14 protein-coding genes are annotated in these 16,336 nt (G+C 57.0%); 7 read left to right on the top strand and 7 right to left on the bottom strand.

What is annotated here, in order from left to right; all coding sequences use genetic code 11:
* Nucleotide 1: 1 nt before the first annotated feature.
* The 3 genes from WCA10_RS11120 to WCA10_RS11110 all read right to left on the bottom strand — a co-directional run bounded on the left by WCA10_RS11120 (nucleotide 2) and on the right by WCA10_RS11110 (nucleotide 2,382).
* On the bottom strand, nucleotides 2-436 hold the full coding sequence (locus WCA10_RS11120; RefSeq protein ID WP_472822589.1) for a plasmid mobilization protein: 435 nt from the start codon (nucleotides 434-436) through the stop codon (nucleotides 2-4).
* Between the two features lie 320 nt (nucleotides 437-756).
* Nucleotides 757-1,284: a DUF6650 family protein gene (locus tag WCA10_RS11115; RefSeq protein WP_472822588.1), complete on the bottom strand. Its 528-nt coding sequence runs from the start codon at nucleotides 1,282-1,284 to the stop codon at nucleotides 757-759.
* 165 nt (nucleotides 1,285-1,449) lie between these two features.
* A complete protein-coding gene (locus tag WCA10_RS11110; RefSeq protein ID WP_472822587.1) occupies nucleotides 1,450-2,382 on the bottom strand; it encodes a hypothetical protein in 933 nt (310 codons plus the stop codon).
* Nucleotides 2,383-2,459: 77 nt separating this feature from the next.
* On the opposite strand from WCA10_RS11110, the gene WCA10_RS11105 reads away from it, so the two are divergent.
* Nucleotides 2,460-3,233 carry a hypothetical protein gene (locus WCA10_RS11105; RefSeq protein WP_472822586.1) on the top strand — a complete coding sequence of 258 codons (774 nt, stop codon included), beginning with the start codon at nucleotides 2,460-2,462 and terminating at the stop codon, nucleotides 3,231-3,233.
* A gap of 25 nt (nucleotides 3,234-3,258) precedes the next feature.
* Here WCA10_RS11105 and WCA10_RS11100 read toward each other — a convergent pair whose 3' ends face one another.
* Complete coding sequence (locus WCA10_RS11100) at nucleotides 3,259-3,477, bottom strand: helix-turn-helix domain-containing protein (protein ID WP_472822585.1); 219 nt, start codon at nucleotides 3,475-3,477, stop codon at nucleotides 3,259-3,261.
* Between the two features lie 154 nt (nucleotides 3,478-3,631).
* Here WCA10_RS11100 and WCA10_RS11095 point away from each other — a divergent pair, with 154 nt between their 5' ends.
* The 4 genes from WCA10_RS11095 (at nucleotide 3,632) to WCA10_RS11080 (ending at nucleotide 7,521) form a co-directional block, all read left to right on the top strand.
* Complete coding sequence (locus WCA10_RS11095) at nucleotides 3,632-5,077, top strand: Kelch repeat-containing protein (RefSeq protein ID WP_472822584.1); 1,446 nt, start codon at nucleotides 3,632-3,634, stop codon at nucleotides 5,075-5,077.
* Nucleotides 5,078-5,568: 491 nt separating this feature from the next.
* On the top strand, nucleotides 5,569-6,636 hold the full coding sequence (locus WCA10_RS11090) for a hypothetical protein (RefSeq protein ID WP_472822583.1): 1,068 nt from the start codon (nucleotides 5,569-5,571) through the stop codon (nucleotides 6,634-6,636).
* 166 nt (nucleotides 6,637-6,802) lie between these two features.
* Complete coding sequence (locus WCA10_RS11085; RefSeq protein WP_472822582.1) at nucleotides 6,803-7,060, top strand: hypothetical protein; 258 nt, start codon at nucleotides 6,803-6,805, stop codon at nucleotides 7,058-7,060.
* Nucleotides 7,060-7,521: a type II toxin-antitoxin system VapC family toxin gene (locus tag WCA10_RS11080; RefSeq protein WP_472822581.1), complete on the top strand. Its 462-nt coding sequence runs from the start codon at nucleotides 7,060-7,062 to the stop codon at nucleotides 7,519-7,521. Before WCA10_RS11085 ends, WCA10_RS11080 begins: the two co-directional genes overlap by 1 nt.
* A gap of 120 nt (nucleotides 7,522-7,641) precedes the next feature.
* Here the strand turns inward: WCA10_RS11080 and WCA10_RS11075 are convergent, their stop codons facing one another.
* From WCA10_RS11075 to WCA10_RS11065, 3 genes are all read right to left on the bottom strand, one after another.
* Nucleotides 7,642-8,319 (bottom strand): hypothetical protein, encoded by a 678-nt coding sequence (locus WCA10_RS11075; protein ID WP_472822580.1) that lies wholly within the window; start codon nucleotides 8,317-8,319, stop codon nucleotides 7,642-7,644.
* A 194-nt stretch (nucleotides 8,320-8,513) separates the two neighbouring features.
* Complete coding sequence (locus WCA10_RS11070; RefSeq protein ID WP_472822579.1) at nucleotides 8,514-9,509, bottom strand: ArdC family protein; 996 nt, start codon at nucleotides 9,507-9,509, stop codon at nucleotides 8,514-8,516.
* Between the two features lie 458 nt (nucleotides 9,510-9,967).
* Nucleotides 9,968-11,248, bottom strand: coding sequence for a tyrosine-type recombinase/integrase (locus tag WCA10_RS11065; protein ID WP_472822578.1), 1,281 nt, complete (start codon nucleotides 11,246-11,248; stop codon nucleotides 9,968-9,970).
* Nucleotides 11,249-11,585: 337 nt separating this feature from the next.
* On the opposite strand from WCA10_RS11065, the gene purL reads away from it, so the two are divergent.
* Nucleotides 11,586-14,084 (top strand): phosphoribosylformylglycinamidine synthase subunit PurL, encoded by a 2,499-nt coding sequence (purL, locus tag WCA10_RS11060; protein WP_472822577.1) that lies wholly within the window; start codon nucleotides 11,586-11,588, stop codon nucleotides 14,082-14,084.
* Nucleotides 14,081-15,733 (top strand): amidophosphoribosyltransferase, encoded by a 1,653-nt coding sequence (gene purF / locus WCA10_RS11055; protein ID WP_472822576.1) that lies wholly within the window; start codon nucleotides 14,081-14,083, stop codon nucleotides 15,731-15,733. The genes purL and purF overlap by 4 nt, the downstream gene beginning before the upstream one ends.
* Nucleotides 15,734-16,336 lie beyond the last annotated feature (603 nt).

The following is a 16,336-nucleotide window of genomic DNA, read 5'->3' as shown; positions in this document are numbered from 1 at the left end:
CTCAAACCTCCTCCGCCTGTGTCTCTCCGGCCTCCGGCTTCTCAGCCTGGACACCGGCCTGCTTCCTGGTCTGACTCCGCGCCGCTTCGATCCGCTCCCGTGCTCGCTCTCCCTTCACCGCGTCGGCCCGCTCGATCAGCCCGCGCATCTCGGCCTCCGTCATCGGACCCTGCGCCTGCCGGAACTGAAGATTCAGGAACAGCGTCCGCAGCGCCAGAACCTCGGCCAGGATGACCTCGCCGGTCTCCCCAGCGCCGTCCATCGGAGCAGCCAGCAGCACCTCGCGCACCCACTCCGACAGCGTCAGCCCAGCTGTCTGCGCACGCTCTTCCAGCATGGCGAACTCCGCCTCGCTCACCTTCGTGCCAACGGATTTGGTGCGAAGCGGCGGCTTCAGAGAGCACCGCCTGGACTGGATTTTGGATCGGGGACACACGCCGGGCGCATGTTGCGGGCAGGCTTGCTTGAGGGGCCGCAGAAGGGGGAACGGAAGCGATTTCGAGCTAAGGGGGCCAGCACCATCGAGTTACCCCACAGCAACTTTCGCTTGCTGTTATAGTAACCCGATTTTCAGATTTTTTCTCTTAGCCGCCTGTTTTCAGCACGTTCCCCGACAGGAACCCCCGGTTACTGCGCAGCACCCAAGCTGGGGTGACGTGTCACCCCTCCTGCCGATGCCGAAGGCAGCGCCGGTCTTGGGATGCCCGTCCTGACACTGAACTCCGACCCTGATAATCGATCTGCCCCCGGCGAAGCTCAGAGATACAGTCTGCGAAACAGCCGGTCATCGTCGCCGGTGTCAGCGTCGGCATTCGCAGGCAGGATGGAGGCCAGCCGGTCCTCCACGTCCAGCTTGAACGCGGCGGCGATCTTCGCCACATGGATGCCGAACGTCCCCCGCAACTCCCCGAGTGCGCTCCCGAAGGTCCAACTATGGAAGCCCCAGCCGTTGGCGTGGTGGATGCCTTCCCGTCCGTCGGTCCCCACCCGCTCAAGGAACTTCCGGCAGGCCGCCCGCATCGCCCGCAGAGTTGCGGCCAGCTCAGAGTTCTTGCCGTCCAGCTTGCCCAGCTCATCGCTAAGGCAATGCCGGATTTCGATCACCGAGTGCACGCAGTGCGAAGGTACCTCCATCTCGGTCGGCTCGTACAGTACGCGTCGGTCTTCAAGGAAGGCGATTACCCGGCGGGCTGCGGCGATCTCCATCTCGGCAGGCTGCCAAGATGCCCCTCCAATTGGCGTTGAGATACCTGTCAGACGGTTAGCGATCTCCGAGAACTTCATCGGTTCTCCTTTCCGTAGGCTTTCAAAATTGACGTTCCTCGGATAGCACCAGCGTAGCCGAAGCTCGGCCGGAGTAAAGGCCGCGCGTTTGCGCGCCGCTTCGCGGTCAAGAGCCTTGACACCGGCCTCATCGCTCCGGCTTATCATTCAGCTATCCGGGGAAAATCAATATTCAAACCTCCCTTTATCTTGCTTCCGTTTTTCCCGAAGACGTTTCATTGCCGCTGCCGCTTGGCACTGAGTGGAACAGTAAAGTTGTCTCGTCCGCTTGCGGGCAAAATTCTCGCGACACCTCTGACAGATTGCCCAGCCTCCCGCAGTCCCACTGCTCCACATAGCCAACGCGTACAAGGCTGTCACGATGTCTGGGCAGAAGAGACCCGGTGCGAACTTCTTTGATGCCTCATGCCACCAAACCACAAATCGGGTCTTGCTCAATCCCGCCGTGAATGCCTCAGAGAGAGCAAATGCTGCCGTCTTGTAGGTTCCGCTGATGCCGATTTTCGTACTCCATATTTCATTCTTTTTGTCGGGTGGCCCTGAATCAGACCGAGTGCTCGGTCTCCGCTTTTGAACGGATGATCCGGCGACTGCAGCCGCCAACGGGAATATTCCAAGTTCCATTTCAAATGAGATACTGGCTCGCGCATTGCCGGAAACCGATCTGTACGTCCGCCTTCCAGAATTGTCTTCTTCGATAAGCCAACCCCCAGGACTGATCGTGTTGAGGAGTGCTGCCAACGGATTCAGCGCCTTGCTCAGTTCTGAAACTACATCTGGCGAAGTGACAGGGGACCAATCCCCGGAGTTCAAGCGGTCTTTCAATGCCAGCATTTCACGCAGCCGATTCCACTCTGCTGCTTTGATGGCTCCATGTTCCTTCTCAATTTCCCTACGCTTACCTGAATTTTCCAGTCCGTCCACAAACGACGGCTGCAAGCGCCGCACACTCGTCAATGGTTTGTCGCTCCAAGCAATTGAGGGCACGAATCCCTCTGCCTTCTCAGAAGGGGATTCGATTAGCACCGGAATCTGACGCTCGGGCATCGCCAGGTGCGTTATGGCATTGTTACGGTTATGGGTTCTCAGATTTGCCATCACTCTCAATTCTTTATACCGTGGAATGCAGGGGACCGGCAACAAGAGGCCGGTCTGACGAAGGAGTGTATGAGCCAATGAATCAATCAGAAGCGATTGCGAAGCGTGTTCTCGAAGCGATTTTCCCCGGCGCGAGACTGGACTACCGTTTGACCCAATCCCACGGAGAATATGATTTCGACTTGCGTTACAACAACGGAACCACTGCCGCCGTGGAGGTCACCGCCGCGATGGACGAAGCCTTAATGAAAACGGTAGGCGCAATCCACGGTAAAAGAGCGGGCGGATCAACCATTCTGGCAAAAGTCTGCAAAAGGACTTGGATCATCTTCCCGACCAAAGGAGCATCTATCCGCAGGATCAGAACCGATGCTGACTTCTACCTTGCGGCATTGGAGCAGGAAGGGATCGACAGGTTCTATTGCGTGAGCAGGTCTCCATCTGTTCAGAAAGCCTGCTGCCATCTAGAAATCACTGGCGGCGGAGTTGTTTCTTCAGACCGTGAACCAACTATATGCATCGCAGGCCCAATTGGCGGCGGCGCAGTTGGGCCGAGTCTTGCGATTGAGGCAGGGGAACGGGAGGCTTTGAAACAAGACAATCGCCGGAAACTGAGTGCAGCGCAAACCACTGAACGTCACCTTGTCGTCTGTATTGACGGGAGCAACGGCTTGGCCTGGACTGCCCTAACCAGCTTTGCACCACCGGCGATCCTGCCGAATATCCCAGACGAAATAACGAACCTTTGGCTGATTGGACAAGGTGATAACAGAAATGAGTTCGTTGTGTGGCGTGCGGGTGCGACGGAAACTTGGCGAAGCATGAAGGTGCAGTGCGCACCGGAAATCTGAATGATGACGGCTCCGTTAGCAGGTCTCAGATGCGGCGAAACAGGTCAGGCAAGGCGGTTTTCAGTCCCCTTGCAACCCTTTCGATGTTCACCAGTGAAACATTGCGCACACCGCGCTCGATGCCGCTGTAATACGTTCTGTGAAGTCCGCACCGCTCCGCAGCCTCTTCCTGATTGATGCCCTGTTCTTCGCGGATACGGCGAAGGGCACGGCCAAAGCGGATTCGAATGTCGAGCGGCATCATCTATCATGGTTAGGCGTGGTAGCCGATGCGTACACAGCCAATGAGTCACACTGGTATTGCTCTGAGGTTCTTACTGGGCCATGACGACTGACTAAAGTGGGATAGGCTATGACCCGGTGCCTGTGCTACAAAACGGAAGCGAAAGAGAGCATCCATGACTGCCCAAAAGCTTGATTCCTGTTGCCTGCAAGTGCTTCTTTCCTTCACCGTCCTTCTCACCGCATGCGGCGGCGGAAGCACGAGTACCGGAACCGGTGGAGGAGGCGGGACCACGCCGCCGCCCAGCACTTCCAATGAGTGGACGTGGATGAGCGGCAGCAATGCTGTGGCCGCGAAATTTGGCGGCGCGTCGGGCGTCTACGGTTCCCTGGGGATCGCCTCCGCGAGCAATGTTCCTGGTGGGCGTGAGTTCGCTTCAAGCTGGACCGACAACAGCGGTAATTTCTGGCTGTTTGGCGGAATGGGATACGACTCGAAAGGTACACTCGCTTTCGGTCTGAATGATCTTTGGGAGTTTAGTCCCACAACCAAAATGTGGACTTGGGTGAGTGGCAGCAGTACCGCGCCTTCGTCCAATGGCAGCCAACCTGGCGTGTACGGGACTCAGGGTATCGCCGCTGCGTCCAATGTCCCTGGAGGACGCTTTGGCGCAGTTAGCTGGATCGACACCAGCGGCAACCTTTGGCTCTTTGGTGGAAACGGCCAAGACGCGCCCAATGGCTTTCTCAATGATCTTTGGCAGTTCAATCCCTCAACAAAGGAATGGACCTGGGTCAGCGGGAGCAATACTGGAAGTACGCCAGAGGGAAACGGAGTCTATGGTACAGAAGGCGTTGCGGCTCCTGGCAACGTGCCCGGCGCGCGCGAGGCCGCCGCGAACTGGATCGACGCCAACAACAACCTCTGGCTTTTTGGCGGTAGTGACCTCAACGACCTTTGGGAGTTTAGTCCCACAACGAAGTTGTGGTCATGGGTTAGCGGGTCCAGTTCGGTGAATGGTTCGCCTGATTGTTTACCAGGAGTCTACGGGACGCTCGGCGTTGGTTCTACCTCAAACGTTCCCGGTGGCAGAGGCGAGACTTCGCAGAACTCCACCAGTTGGATCGATAGCAGCGGTAACCTTTGGCTGTTCGGCGGATTTGCCTGTACCGGCTCTCTGAACGATCTCTGGGAGTTCAGTCCTACAACCAAGATGTGGACCTGGGTCAGCGGGAGTAACGCTGCCGGTGCCAACGGCGTCTACGGCACATTGGGAACCGCCTCCGCAGCGAATGTTCCCGGTGCCCGGTCGAACGCCGTGAGTTGGATTGATGCAAGCGGGAATCTCTGGCTCTTCGGCGGCGGCAACCAATTTAACGACCTTTGGAAATTTAGCCCAACCGCAAAAACTTGGGCTTGGATGAGCGGCAGCAATACTGGTAATGCAAGCGGCGTTTATGGGACGCTCGGTTCCGCTTCGACCGGCAATGTTCCAGGTGGTCGGGAGGGCGCAGTCTCATGGAGAGACAGTAGCGGTAATCTATGGCTATTCGGCGGACTCGGCTACGAGTCAACAGGCACGGTTGGGTATCTCAATGATCTCTGGCGCTACCAACCCTAGCCAATGTGCCGTATTTGGGGTCCGTGATTCTCTCCGTACACTTCCGATGAGTCACACATACCGTTGACTTAGTCGAGCGGGGCGATTGAACATGAAGTTGTCTCCCTATTCCAAGTTGACGCCCCCGGACCGCAGGCAAAGGAGAATTCATGATTCGTGTACTTGGCTCCGCTTCGCTCATTCTCTTCGCCACCGCGCTAGCTAGCGGTCAGTGCGCGATAAAACCGATCAAGCCCATCCCTCCGATCGGCTGCAAGGATGTTACGCCTCAGTGTGTCAGCGATGGCAACGGAAGGAGTCATTGGAATTGGATTTGTGTACCGGACACCGCACCAACTGCGACGAGCAACGAATGGAAGCCGAGCGTCCGGTCAGCCGGAACCCCAGGCGGCGCGAGTCAATCCACGGTTCAGCCAGCCGCTCACAGTCCTGGGACGGGCGTCATGCGGGGACCTGATTCTCAATTGCCAATCGGAGTATCGATAGCGGATATGGATGCCGGCGAACAACGCGCGACCGAGGAACTTCGCGCCGTTGCGGAGTCAATTAAGAGCTGCCCGGTGCTCGGATCACCTCCCGACGCTGAGGGCTTCGCTGACGTGTATGGTCCTCCGTTGAACGTCCTTTGGAACGTCGAACCTCGCCCATCGACGCGTGGCCGGTATACCGGCGTAATCGAATTTGGCGAACCTTCCTATTACAAACTGCCGCCAGATGATAGCTACTGCAATAAACCGAAGATGGATAAATCCGAATGCCGGCGCAGATGGGTAATCGGTACGCGAATCTACCAGCAACAACTGGACCACCCGCTTCAGTTTAGATATGAATTCGATGTGACTCCCCAAGGTTTGGACTTCTTGCGGGCATTCAAGAAGACTAAACAGACAGATGACGAGCCTTGGGTCGCTGGAGCGATGGATTCAGATGGGTGCGCTGCAAAGGCGATTAAGTTTGCGCTGAACAGCTCTAACGTCAATGACCAGCTTTCTCCGTCACAGCTTTCGGTGGCCAGCCAGGGACCACAGCGGACCAGTGAGGAAGCAACGCAACCGGCATCAAACTCCGTTGACCAGAGTTCATTGGACATTTCAAGGGTTGCAATCGGAACGGTTCGGGACGTTGCTCTGAGCGGTTTGGCGAATAACTACAAGCTTACGAAGGAAGACATTGGTGGGGGCCAGATTGAAGTGTGGCTGGTGGAAAAGAAAGCCGTTTCGGGGCCGACAGATTTTTGGGAAATTGCGTTTAAGGATGACAAGCTTGCCTCGGTGATCACGCACTTGTCCCCCACTCTACGTGGAGACGCCGTAGGGCTCGCTCAGCAACTGTTCGCAGAGCTTTATCCAAGAGCAGAAACCGAGTCGGGACAAGTCGCAAAATTCCTTGGCTCTCGGGAAATTACCGTGCAGATTGAACTTGGGCAAATGACGACCGCTACGGGAAACGAAGAGACGATGCGTCTTGACTTGCCAAATGGAACGACATTTGAGATTAAGATCCAGGCTCCGGTTACCTCGGCACCAACGGTGAGCACGAGCAATTTCAGAACCAATTGATTCGGTGAAACCTGTGAGATCGGGCCAAGCGGCGGAGCAGTAGCTCGACGGAGATCGAACCGGAAGGCTGGGCAAATCGCACATTTCGCGTGCGAATCCCCCTAAATCAAACACGGATCGACTTTTGCCAACAGCCGTCCGATAATAAGTAGGAAGCGAGACTGCCATGACAATTCGTGTTGAACTCAACCCGGAGATGGAAAGACAGCTTGCCGCTGAAGCATTGGCTCGCGGCATTGCACTGGAGTTGTATGCACAGAGGCTCCTTCAGGAGGCAATCGCTTCTAGGAGCAAAGCGCATGGGCGCGCAAGCCAGCAAGAATTTCGCGACTTTCTGGATGCCCTTGCGAGCAAAGCGCCTAATGTCCCGCAACTGCGAACAGAGACCTTCTCCCGCGAAATGATCTATGGTGAGCACGCCTGATGCCCGGCTTGTCCTACCTGGTGGACACGAACATTCTGCTCCGCCTCGTTCAGCCGGACAGCCCCGAATATGGCACCATCCGGCAATGTACAGATCGTCTTTGGGAACGCGGGGCGGACCTCTTCTACACATCCCAAAATCTAGCTGAATTCTGGAACGTCTGCACTCGACCGGCTGATCGGAATGGGTTCGGATTCTCTGTTGCAGAGACGGATGAGCGCGCAACTCTGATCGAAGCCAAATTCTCTTTTGCCGCCGACAGCGAAGCAACACATCAAGAGTGGCGGAAAATCGTAGTTGCGGCGGGCGTCTCTGGTATCCAGGTCCATGACGCCCGAATGGTGGCCGCGATGCACGTGCACGGTATTGCGAATTTGCTGACGCTCAACGCCAAGGACTTTCGCCGGTTCAGCGACATCACTGTCCTTTCGCCAGATGAAGTGGTGGCCTCCTCCAGCTAGGGGCCGTACCACCTAAATAAATGCAGAGCGCGTTTTCCGAGTCTTTGTGCTCTTGGGACGGGAAAGCAAATCATGAGAGGAAAGCCGCTGCCTATTTTTCGTTGGCAGCGGCGGACCTTCTCATCGTTCCGCCTTCTCTTCATATGTGGTCACGGTCGCAGCCGCCGACGCCGGATCGACCAGCGTAAGAGTTGCGCCGAGCAACCCTAAGTTGCTCAACTCGAATTGGCCAATGCGTCCGTCTTCATATTCGACCATCCAGATCATTGGAAATACGCAGGCAGTTTCCCCAACAAGATCAGCCGAGCGGATCGGGCGAATGGTGACTCTCTTCACCGCCAACATCGCTGTCTTATTTGTAGAAGCCGTCTTTTCCAAGGTCAGTTCCGAATTCTCCACAACGTGCGAGTAGAGCATCAGGAAGCTCATCCATTTTCCCTGATCATCACAAATTGACTGGTTCGCACCGATCTGCCCCAACAAAATGCGAAGTTCCAAACGAAACGTCTCCAGAGTCAGTAGCGCATGGAGCGCATCGTGCTGGGCTTGATCAAATTCCCCATTCATCGTCAGGATCGGGTCAACCTTGGACAAGAATGCTTGCGCTCCTGCCCGGCTGAGTTGAGTGTGCAGCGCCCAATTGCAATAAAACTCAAGCGTCGGAAGCATTGCCCTTAACGACTTGTCATGCTCAAAGAGTTTGCGGCATTCCGCAAGGAGATATGTCACCTTGGGTTCATCAGTGATTTGATCGCCCTTGAGAAGGCGGCGCAGTTTTTCTTCTATTTCGTTTTTCACAGCTATTCCCTTCGACGGCGCAGAGTATAGCTCCCGGTCTATGGCTGGCCAGCAGACTGTATATCGAGTATGCTCCTGCTCTCGCCGGATGAAAAGTCTGCGCTTAATTGGGCTACCGCTTTGGAATCACCTGAGCCGATGCTGCAAATCGATCACAAAGTAGACGCGGTATGAAGGCACGTGCGACGATGCGGCTAATCACTCAATGACAGAACTCCTGTCACCTCGGGGACGCCGCTGTCAGTGGCATCCCCGACGTTTTCGGCTGCCTCCTTCTCTTCCTCAAACGTGCTGCCGAGAATCAGGCCCACGGCTCTCTGCGCGTTGGCGGCTGCATGAACGATGAGCCGGTTATCCTCTTCCAGCGCGGCAATCCAGTTTTGGATGTAAGCAGTGGTGTTGCGGTCGATGCGCTCGTTGGCAATCCCGGCGATTGCGCAAAAAAAGGCTGCGCCCATCTCTGCGACCAGTTCCTCCTTGCTGTAAAGCTCATCTCCGAAGCGGTCGCCAAAGATGCGATGCAGACGGCTCTCGTGGCCGGTGCTGTGTACCAGCTCGTGAAAGAGCGTGCTGTAATAGTGCGGCGCATCGACGAAGCGGGAACGTGCGGGCATGTGGACGGAATCGGTAGAGGGCCGGTAGTAAGCACGGCACTCGCTTGGGCTGTTGAGATAGAGAGCGGGGCGGTTCTCCCATCCGGTAACGATGCTTTCGCAGAGTTCGTCTTCGTCGATCTCTGGCGCAATGGCAGGCTGCGAGATTTCAGGAAGCGTGAGGCCGTCGCACTGCTCCACGTTGAAAACCGTGTAATGGCAAAGAACGAAGGGAACGCGCTCATCCTCGCTCGTTGCTTCCCCGTCTTTCGTGGCGCGTTCGGGAAGCTGCTTATAAAAGACAATCGGCGTACCGTGCTCGCCTTTGCGGACACTGCCTTTCAATGCCTGGGCCTGCTTGAAGGTAAGCCAGAACGGAGAACCGTACTCACTCGACCAAAGCAGAAGGACATTAATGCCACGGTAGGGCTTCCCGGTATAGAAGTTGCGCGGGAATGGGCCGCCAACATAGCGCGGCGTCTTCCACGGCTTTTCCCACGGAATCACGCCGGCTTTGAGGCTGGAAATAATGCGCTCGGTGACGGTCTGGTAGATGCTTGGCCTGCTGGCTGCGTTACGGTAGTTGCGATGTGCCATGACGATTCGCTCTCCTGTGCTGCCCGCGTGGGGCGGAATCTGAAGGAGGGCTTTTTGCCTTTGGCTCTCAACCAAATTTCTTTCGTTGAGTGCCCCGCTTCATGTCTTACGCGGCGGGCGGAGGCGAGGCGGGTTCAGTCAAGGGCGCGCGCTTATTGCGCGTTCATGGAGCGTCAGCGAACACCCTTGACGGGTTCCGACCGGCTCTGCCATAAGGCCGCATGAAGCGGGGGCACTTGATGAAAGAAGAAATTTAGGTCTACTTCCGAATCGTATTCAGGGAAGGGGCAAGTGATCTGAACTGAGAAACGCAGCGCACTCTCGTATGCAAGCGATTGGCAGTGCTTGGCCCGGTTCCGGGCCGGAGTGGGGCCGGTTCCGGCCCAAAAGCCATGCCAGGATGGTTCCATCCTGGCTCACTGGATATTCAAGTTAATCTGAAAACAAGCAGTGCTGGTCTAGGCTTCCTCAGCCAAACGAACGGCCTCGACTCGTCCGGGGCCTTTCTTGGGAACCGTCTTCTTCTTCGACCGTGGCCTCATGACGTTGATAGCGGAAGCATCGAGCTGCGTCTTCAAATGTGCTGCATAGTATTTCTCAATCATCTCCACGCTTGTCCGGCAGTTCTTGGCAATCTGATAGATGTCGGCACCTTCAAGCAGGCGGAGGCAAATGTAGGTGTGGCGCAGGCTGTAGGCCGTTCGCGGCCTTCCGTCACGGTCGGTGCGGAGCTTTTCTTCCTCAAGGATTGCGTTGAACAACTCGCGTGGCCATTTCGGGAACAGAAGATCAGTGGGTCCGGGCGCGTGCCACTCACCGTTGGCCATTGATGCGGTGCGGCTGCCTGCTCTTCCCGGCCCTCCGTCTGGACGCAGGCGCGCTTTCAACCGCTCGAACGGATGCACGGCACCTGTTGTGCTCTTGCAATAGCCAACGCCTCGCTTGCCACGTACTTCGATCTCAAGGATGGTTTGGCCGCTCCCCTCGTCTTCGATCACAGTCACATCGCGGAACTGAAGACGCCTCGCCTCATCGGGGCGGAGTCCGGTGTTAGCGGAGAACAGAACATAATCGTGAAGTTGTTCCGCTTCCCAACGAAAACGGGGCTGCTTTGGGTCCTGGACACGTTTCCGCGTTGCCTCATAAAGCTGCCTGTACTCTTCCGGGGAGAACCACGCTCTATGGGAAATCTTCGGGGACGCGCGATATGGCGCTGAGAAATCCGGGAGATGATCGACCCATCCGTGCCGCAGAGCTGTTTTGAAAATCTGCCGCAGCGTCACGATCTCCTGGTGCATGGTGCTACGCGCTGGAGGTTTGCCGCGCAAGGCCTTGCTCTCTTCAAGTCGATGGACGCGATATTCGTTGACCTTGCCCGCCGTGATCTCAGGTAGCACCATGCTGCCGAAGAACGGGATCAGATAGCCATTGGCACGCGCGTGCTGTCCACTCGCATATTTCGCGCTGCGCTGTCCCTGCGTCATGATGTCAAACTCGCGCAGATACAACTTCGCAGCGTCGCGGAACAGTTTGCCGGTCTTCAACTCACCGTCGCGGAGTTTGCCGCGCAACTGCAAATACCAGTCTTCCGCGAACTCCTTTGCTTTCGACAGGCTGTCTTCTTTGGTCGTCGTGCGCCGGTTCCTTCCGGCCAGATAGGTCGCGCATTGCCAACTCGAACTGTTCGGACGTTTGTAGACGTGAACTTTGCCACCGAGGATGGTGTGATGCTCTGCCATGCGGCTGCACCTCCTGCTTCTCTATAGAAGCACAAAAGTGTGCAAGGGTTGCGCAAGTCCTGCGCCATGCATGACATCAAAGCAAGCCGTTTATATTCAATCGTTTATAGTGGATTTTATTTTTAGTAAGCCGATTTTGAGTCCGCTGCGTCTGCCAGTTCCGCCATCCCGGCCAAGGTGGGGCGCATGGAAAGTATCGCACAGCGATTGCTTTCGAGGCTACCCGAGCTCTGCCGGCAGAGAGAGCCGTTTCTGGCCAGGTCCTTTTGCTAAGTCCTTTCTCCAGGCCCTACGCGCGCCGGTTCCGAAATCCCGTGCGACAATGGAGGCAATCGTGATGACTACTGCCTCTTCTGCAGTCGTTCCCGATCCGGTCGTGATAACCCCGGAGTTGCTGGCTCAGCACAGCATCACTCCGGATGAGTACGAGCGGATTCTGACGGCACTGGGACGCGTCCCTTCTCTTACCGAGCTGGGTATTTTCAGCGTGATGTGGAGCGAGCACTGCTCGTACAAATCGAGCCGTGTGCATTTGAAGCGGCTGCCAACAAAGAGCGACCGCGTGGTGCAGGGGCCAGGCGAAAATGCCGGTATCATCGACGTGGGTGACGGGTGGGCCTGCGCGTTCAAAATCGAAAGCCACAATCATCCCAGCTACATCGAGCCTTACCAGGGCGCGGCAACGGGCGTTGGCGGAATTCTGCGCGACATCTTTACCATGGGCGCGCGGCCACTTGCGGTGATGGATTCACTGCGCTTTGGGCCGATATTGCCGGAGCCGGGCGTGGAGCAGGATCTGGTGCAGAAAAACCACTCCGTAGTTGAGGGCGTGGTGAGCGGCATTGCGGGCTACGGCAACTGCTTTGGCGTGCCGAACCTCGGCGGTGAGACGAAGTTCGAGTCCTGCTACAGCGGCAATCCGTTGGTGAATGCATTTGCACTCGGAATGGTCCGCAAAGACGAGATTTTCTACGCCAAGGCCACCGGCACCGGCAACCCGGTGATCTATGTTGGCGCAAAGACCGGCCGCGATGGAATCCACGGCGCGACGATGGCCAGCGAGGAATTCCACGCAGGCACCGAAGCGAAACGGCCGAACGTTCAGGTCGGCGATCCTTTCATGGAGAAGCTGCTCCTCGAGGCATGTCTCGAAGCAATGAAGACAGGCGCCATCGTCGGCATCCAGGACATGGGCGCCGCCGGCCTCACCTGCTCGACCTGCGAAATGGGTGCGCGGGGCGGCGTGGGACTCGATGTGGAACTGGACTTCGTTCCGCAACGCGAAACCGGCATGAGCGCCTACGAGATCATGCTCTCCGAGAGCCAGGAACGCATGTTGCTGGTCGCTGAAAAAGGACGTGAAGACGAAGTGCTCCGCGTTTTTGCCAAGTGGGGACTTGACGCGGTCATCGTGGGTACGGTGCAGCCGGAACCGCGGTTGCGCATCCGCCATCATGGCGTGCTGGTTGCGGATATTCCGAACCAGTCGTTGACCGATGATGCTCCGCTCTATCACCGGCCAGTTGGGAAATGGAAGGCACCGGTGCCGACCGATCCTCCAGATAAAGCGATCATCGCGTTGGAGCAGGATCGCGATTACCTCGCCGATCTCAAGGCACTCCTGGCAAGCGCCAACGTGTGCTCCAAGCGATGGGTGCACGAGCAGTATGACACCATGGTGCAGACTAACACCGTGCTTGGACCGGGCGGCGAGGCCGGCGTAATGCGCATCAAGGGAACCGCCAAGCCGGACGGACCTGAGGGGCCAATTGGAGAGATCGGGTTGGCTATGGCGCTGGACGGAAACGGGCGCTGGGCTTATCTCAATCCCAAGCTGGGCGCGATGCATGCTGTGGCCGAAGCTGCGCGCAAGGTTGCCATGTCTGGTGCAACTCCGGTGGCAGCGACGAATTGTTTGAACTTCGGCAATCCGGAGAAACCGGAAATCATGGCGCAGCTTTCTGCGGCCATCGACGGCATTGCAGAAGCCTGCACGGCGCTAGGAACGCCGATCACTGGCGGCAATGTTTCACTGTACAACGAAACGAAAGGCGAAGGAATTTATCCGACGCCGGTGCTGGGGATTGTGGGAATTCTTGAGGATGTGACTCGAGCCGTGCCGGCGGAATTCCAGCAAGCTGGTGACGCTATCCTGCTGTTGTGGCCGGTGCCGCGAGGCGAAGAACCGAACCCGCACCTTGAAGTCCCATTCACACCGGTGCCCATCAATCCATACATCCTTGCGGGGCTGGACCCGCATCCTCCGTTTCCCGTCGCCAGCCCTTTGACCACACCGGTTCCGGATGCTCCCGAAGACACAACGGACTCGCCTTCGAAGGAGCTTGCCACCTTCGGCAGCTCGGAATTCAGCAAGTCGGTTATCGGGGCGCTTTGGGGTACTCCTCCTGCGCTTGACCTCGAAGCAGAATCCGGTCTCCACAAGCTTCTGATTGAGCTCTCCTGGTGCAGGTTGATTCGTTCCGCTCGAGACATCAGTGACGGCGGCATTGCGGTTGCCATGGCCCAGGCCTCCTTCCCGCTGGGAATAGGCGCCAAGGTCGATCAGGAGCAATCGCTTTTGGTGCACCCGCTCTTCGGACTGTTTGCAGAACCAGCATCGACGGTTCTCGTAACAACGGCCTCAGAGAATATTCCGGAGATCGAGAAGCTCGCTGAGGAGTTCAACTTTATGTGCTCGCGCATCGGCACCACTGGCGGAACTCGCCTGGAGATCACGGTTGATGGCCAATCCTTCATCTCGGCGCCAATCGACGAGCTGCGTGAACCCTGGGCCAAATCTCTTGAAGCAGCACTCCACAATGAGGTAACGGCATGAGCCGGTTGCTGTTTCAGGGGGTTGAAGGCGAAGCGGATTTGAGTTTATTGGAGCGAGGCGAAAACTCCGCTCAGGGGCTAAAGCCCCACGCTTTATCTGCAGGATTTACGGCACGACTAAAGTCGTGCCCTGACGCAAAATGGGTCAAAGCACAAGTTCTTCCGCCATCTCTGAAGCCCCAGGCGCCTTTCACCGCGGCCTGTGGCACGGCTAAAGCCGTGCCCTTTCACGACGACAAGTTGCGTGAAGAGTGCGGCGTTGTTGCCATTCACGGGCATGCCGATGCGGCACGGATGGCGTATCTCGGCTTGTACGCACTGCAGCACCGCGGCCAGGAATCAGCAGGTATCGCCACCGCCGATGGGCAGCACCTCGCCAACATCAAGGGCATGGGCCTTGTGTCGGAGATCTTTACCGATGAAGTGCTGCAGAAGCTCCCGGGTCGGATGGCGATTGGCCATACGCGCTATTCGACTACCGGCGACTCCGCCCTTTTGAATGCCCAACCGATCCGCGTGGATTCGACCAAGGGACTCATTGCGATTGCGCATAACGGCAACCTCGTGAACCTCGGCAATGTGAAGGCGAGGCTCGAGCGCGATGGCGCATACTTCCAGACCACATCGGATTCCGAGATCATCGTGCAGCTCATTGCGCACTCCAAAGCCAGTACGCTCGTCGATGCCATTGCCGATTCCCTGCGGCAGGTTGAAGGCGCCTTCTCGATTGTGATGATGACGCGAGACCGCATCTTCGCTGCGCGCGATCCTCGCGGATTCCGGCCGCTTTCAATCGGGCGAATCAAAAACCCAGACGGGCCTGAGACGATTGTCTTTGCTTCTGAAACCTGTGCCTTCGACCTGCTGCGCGCCGAATATGAGCGCGATGTGCTTCCCGGCGAACTGGTGATGGTGACCGAAGATGGCTTGACCAGCCGGCAATATGCGAGCGGAGTTCCGCAATCGAGCTGCATCTTCGAGCACGTCTACTTTGCGCGGCCCGACAGCCGCATCTTTGGCCGCTGGGTGCAGGAAAGCCGCGACCAGATGGGCCGCCAGCTTGCGCGCGAGTCGGGAGTGCCTGCGGACGTGGTGGTGCCGGTGCCGGACTCGGGCGTGACGGCGGCGTTAGGCTATGCGGAGCAAAGCGGCATTCCGTTTCGATTCGGTTTAATACGCAATCACTATGTGGGGCGCACGTTTATTGAACCCGAACAGCGCGTGCGCGACTTTGGTGTACGCTTGAAGCTCAATCCGGTGCATAACTTGCTTGAAGGCAAACGCGTGATCCTGATCGACGACTCGATCATTCGCGGAACCACGAGCCGCAAGATCGTACGCATGGTGCGCGGTGCGGGAGCAAAGGAAGTACACCTGCGCATCAGTTGTCCGCCGACGATTTCGCCTTGCTTCTACGGTGTCGACACGCCAAGCAAGAAGGAACTGATCGCGGCCAACAACAGCGTCGAAGAGATTCGGCGCTACATTGAGGCCGATTCGCTGGCTTATCTTTCGCTTGAAGGGTTGCTGAAGTGCTGCGATGGCAGCGAGCACAATGGCTACTGCACGGCGTGCTACACAGGCAACTACCCGACAGCGTGGGTTGACGTGGACGAGATTCTGCCGGCCACGGAGAGCATCCAGGTGTGAGCACCCGAGCCCTGGGATGCCCGACTGTGATGCTTTGAACAATGTGCAACCTTGCGGTTGCGCTTTTAGAAAAACAAATTCAGGTAAAGTCGTCAGCGCGCATGACTTAGGCGGAAGGGGGTCCCCTATGTCAAACATCGCGTTGTACTTAGGTCTCAAAGTCTTCATAAAATCTAACTTAGCGGCAGACTTTCGGGAGGATTGCACCATTTCGGGGCAGGTGGTCTCGCAATGTGGTGGCCTGGTTCAGTGGAATTCGGATCTGAGTGATTTTGCGCACCGCGGCGAGCGAGTCGTTCTGATGCGTGGACCTTTTAGACATTGATATAAGTGTAGAGAATTCGGAGAAATAACCTGCAAGGTTCGGAAGAATTATTTGCGGAAGGGAATGAGGCAGATAGGGCGGATACTGCCGAAGCGGGGTATTGACATGCGGGTTTCCTCGTTTCGGGAAACGCCGGCCCCGGTAAGGGGTTACTTTCCAATAGCCCACCATCCGGCCACTGTACCGTCCGAAGAATAATCTTGGTTCGAGCGTCGCTATAATTGTCGCGTCTATCTTTTCGATTCAGAGGATATAGGAGCGCGAGCCAAAGTTGTGCT

This window comes from Occallatibacter sp. (genome assembly GCF_049582745.1).
Taxonomy (GTDB): domain Bacteria; phylum Acidobacteriota; class Terriglobia; order Terriglobales; family Acidobacteriaceae; genus Telmatobacter.
This window is presented reverse-complemented; position numbering and strand designations above follow the sequence as displayed.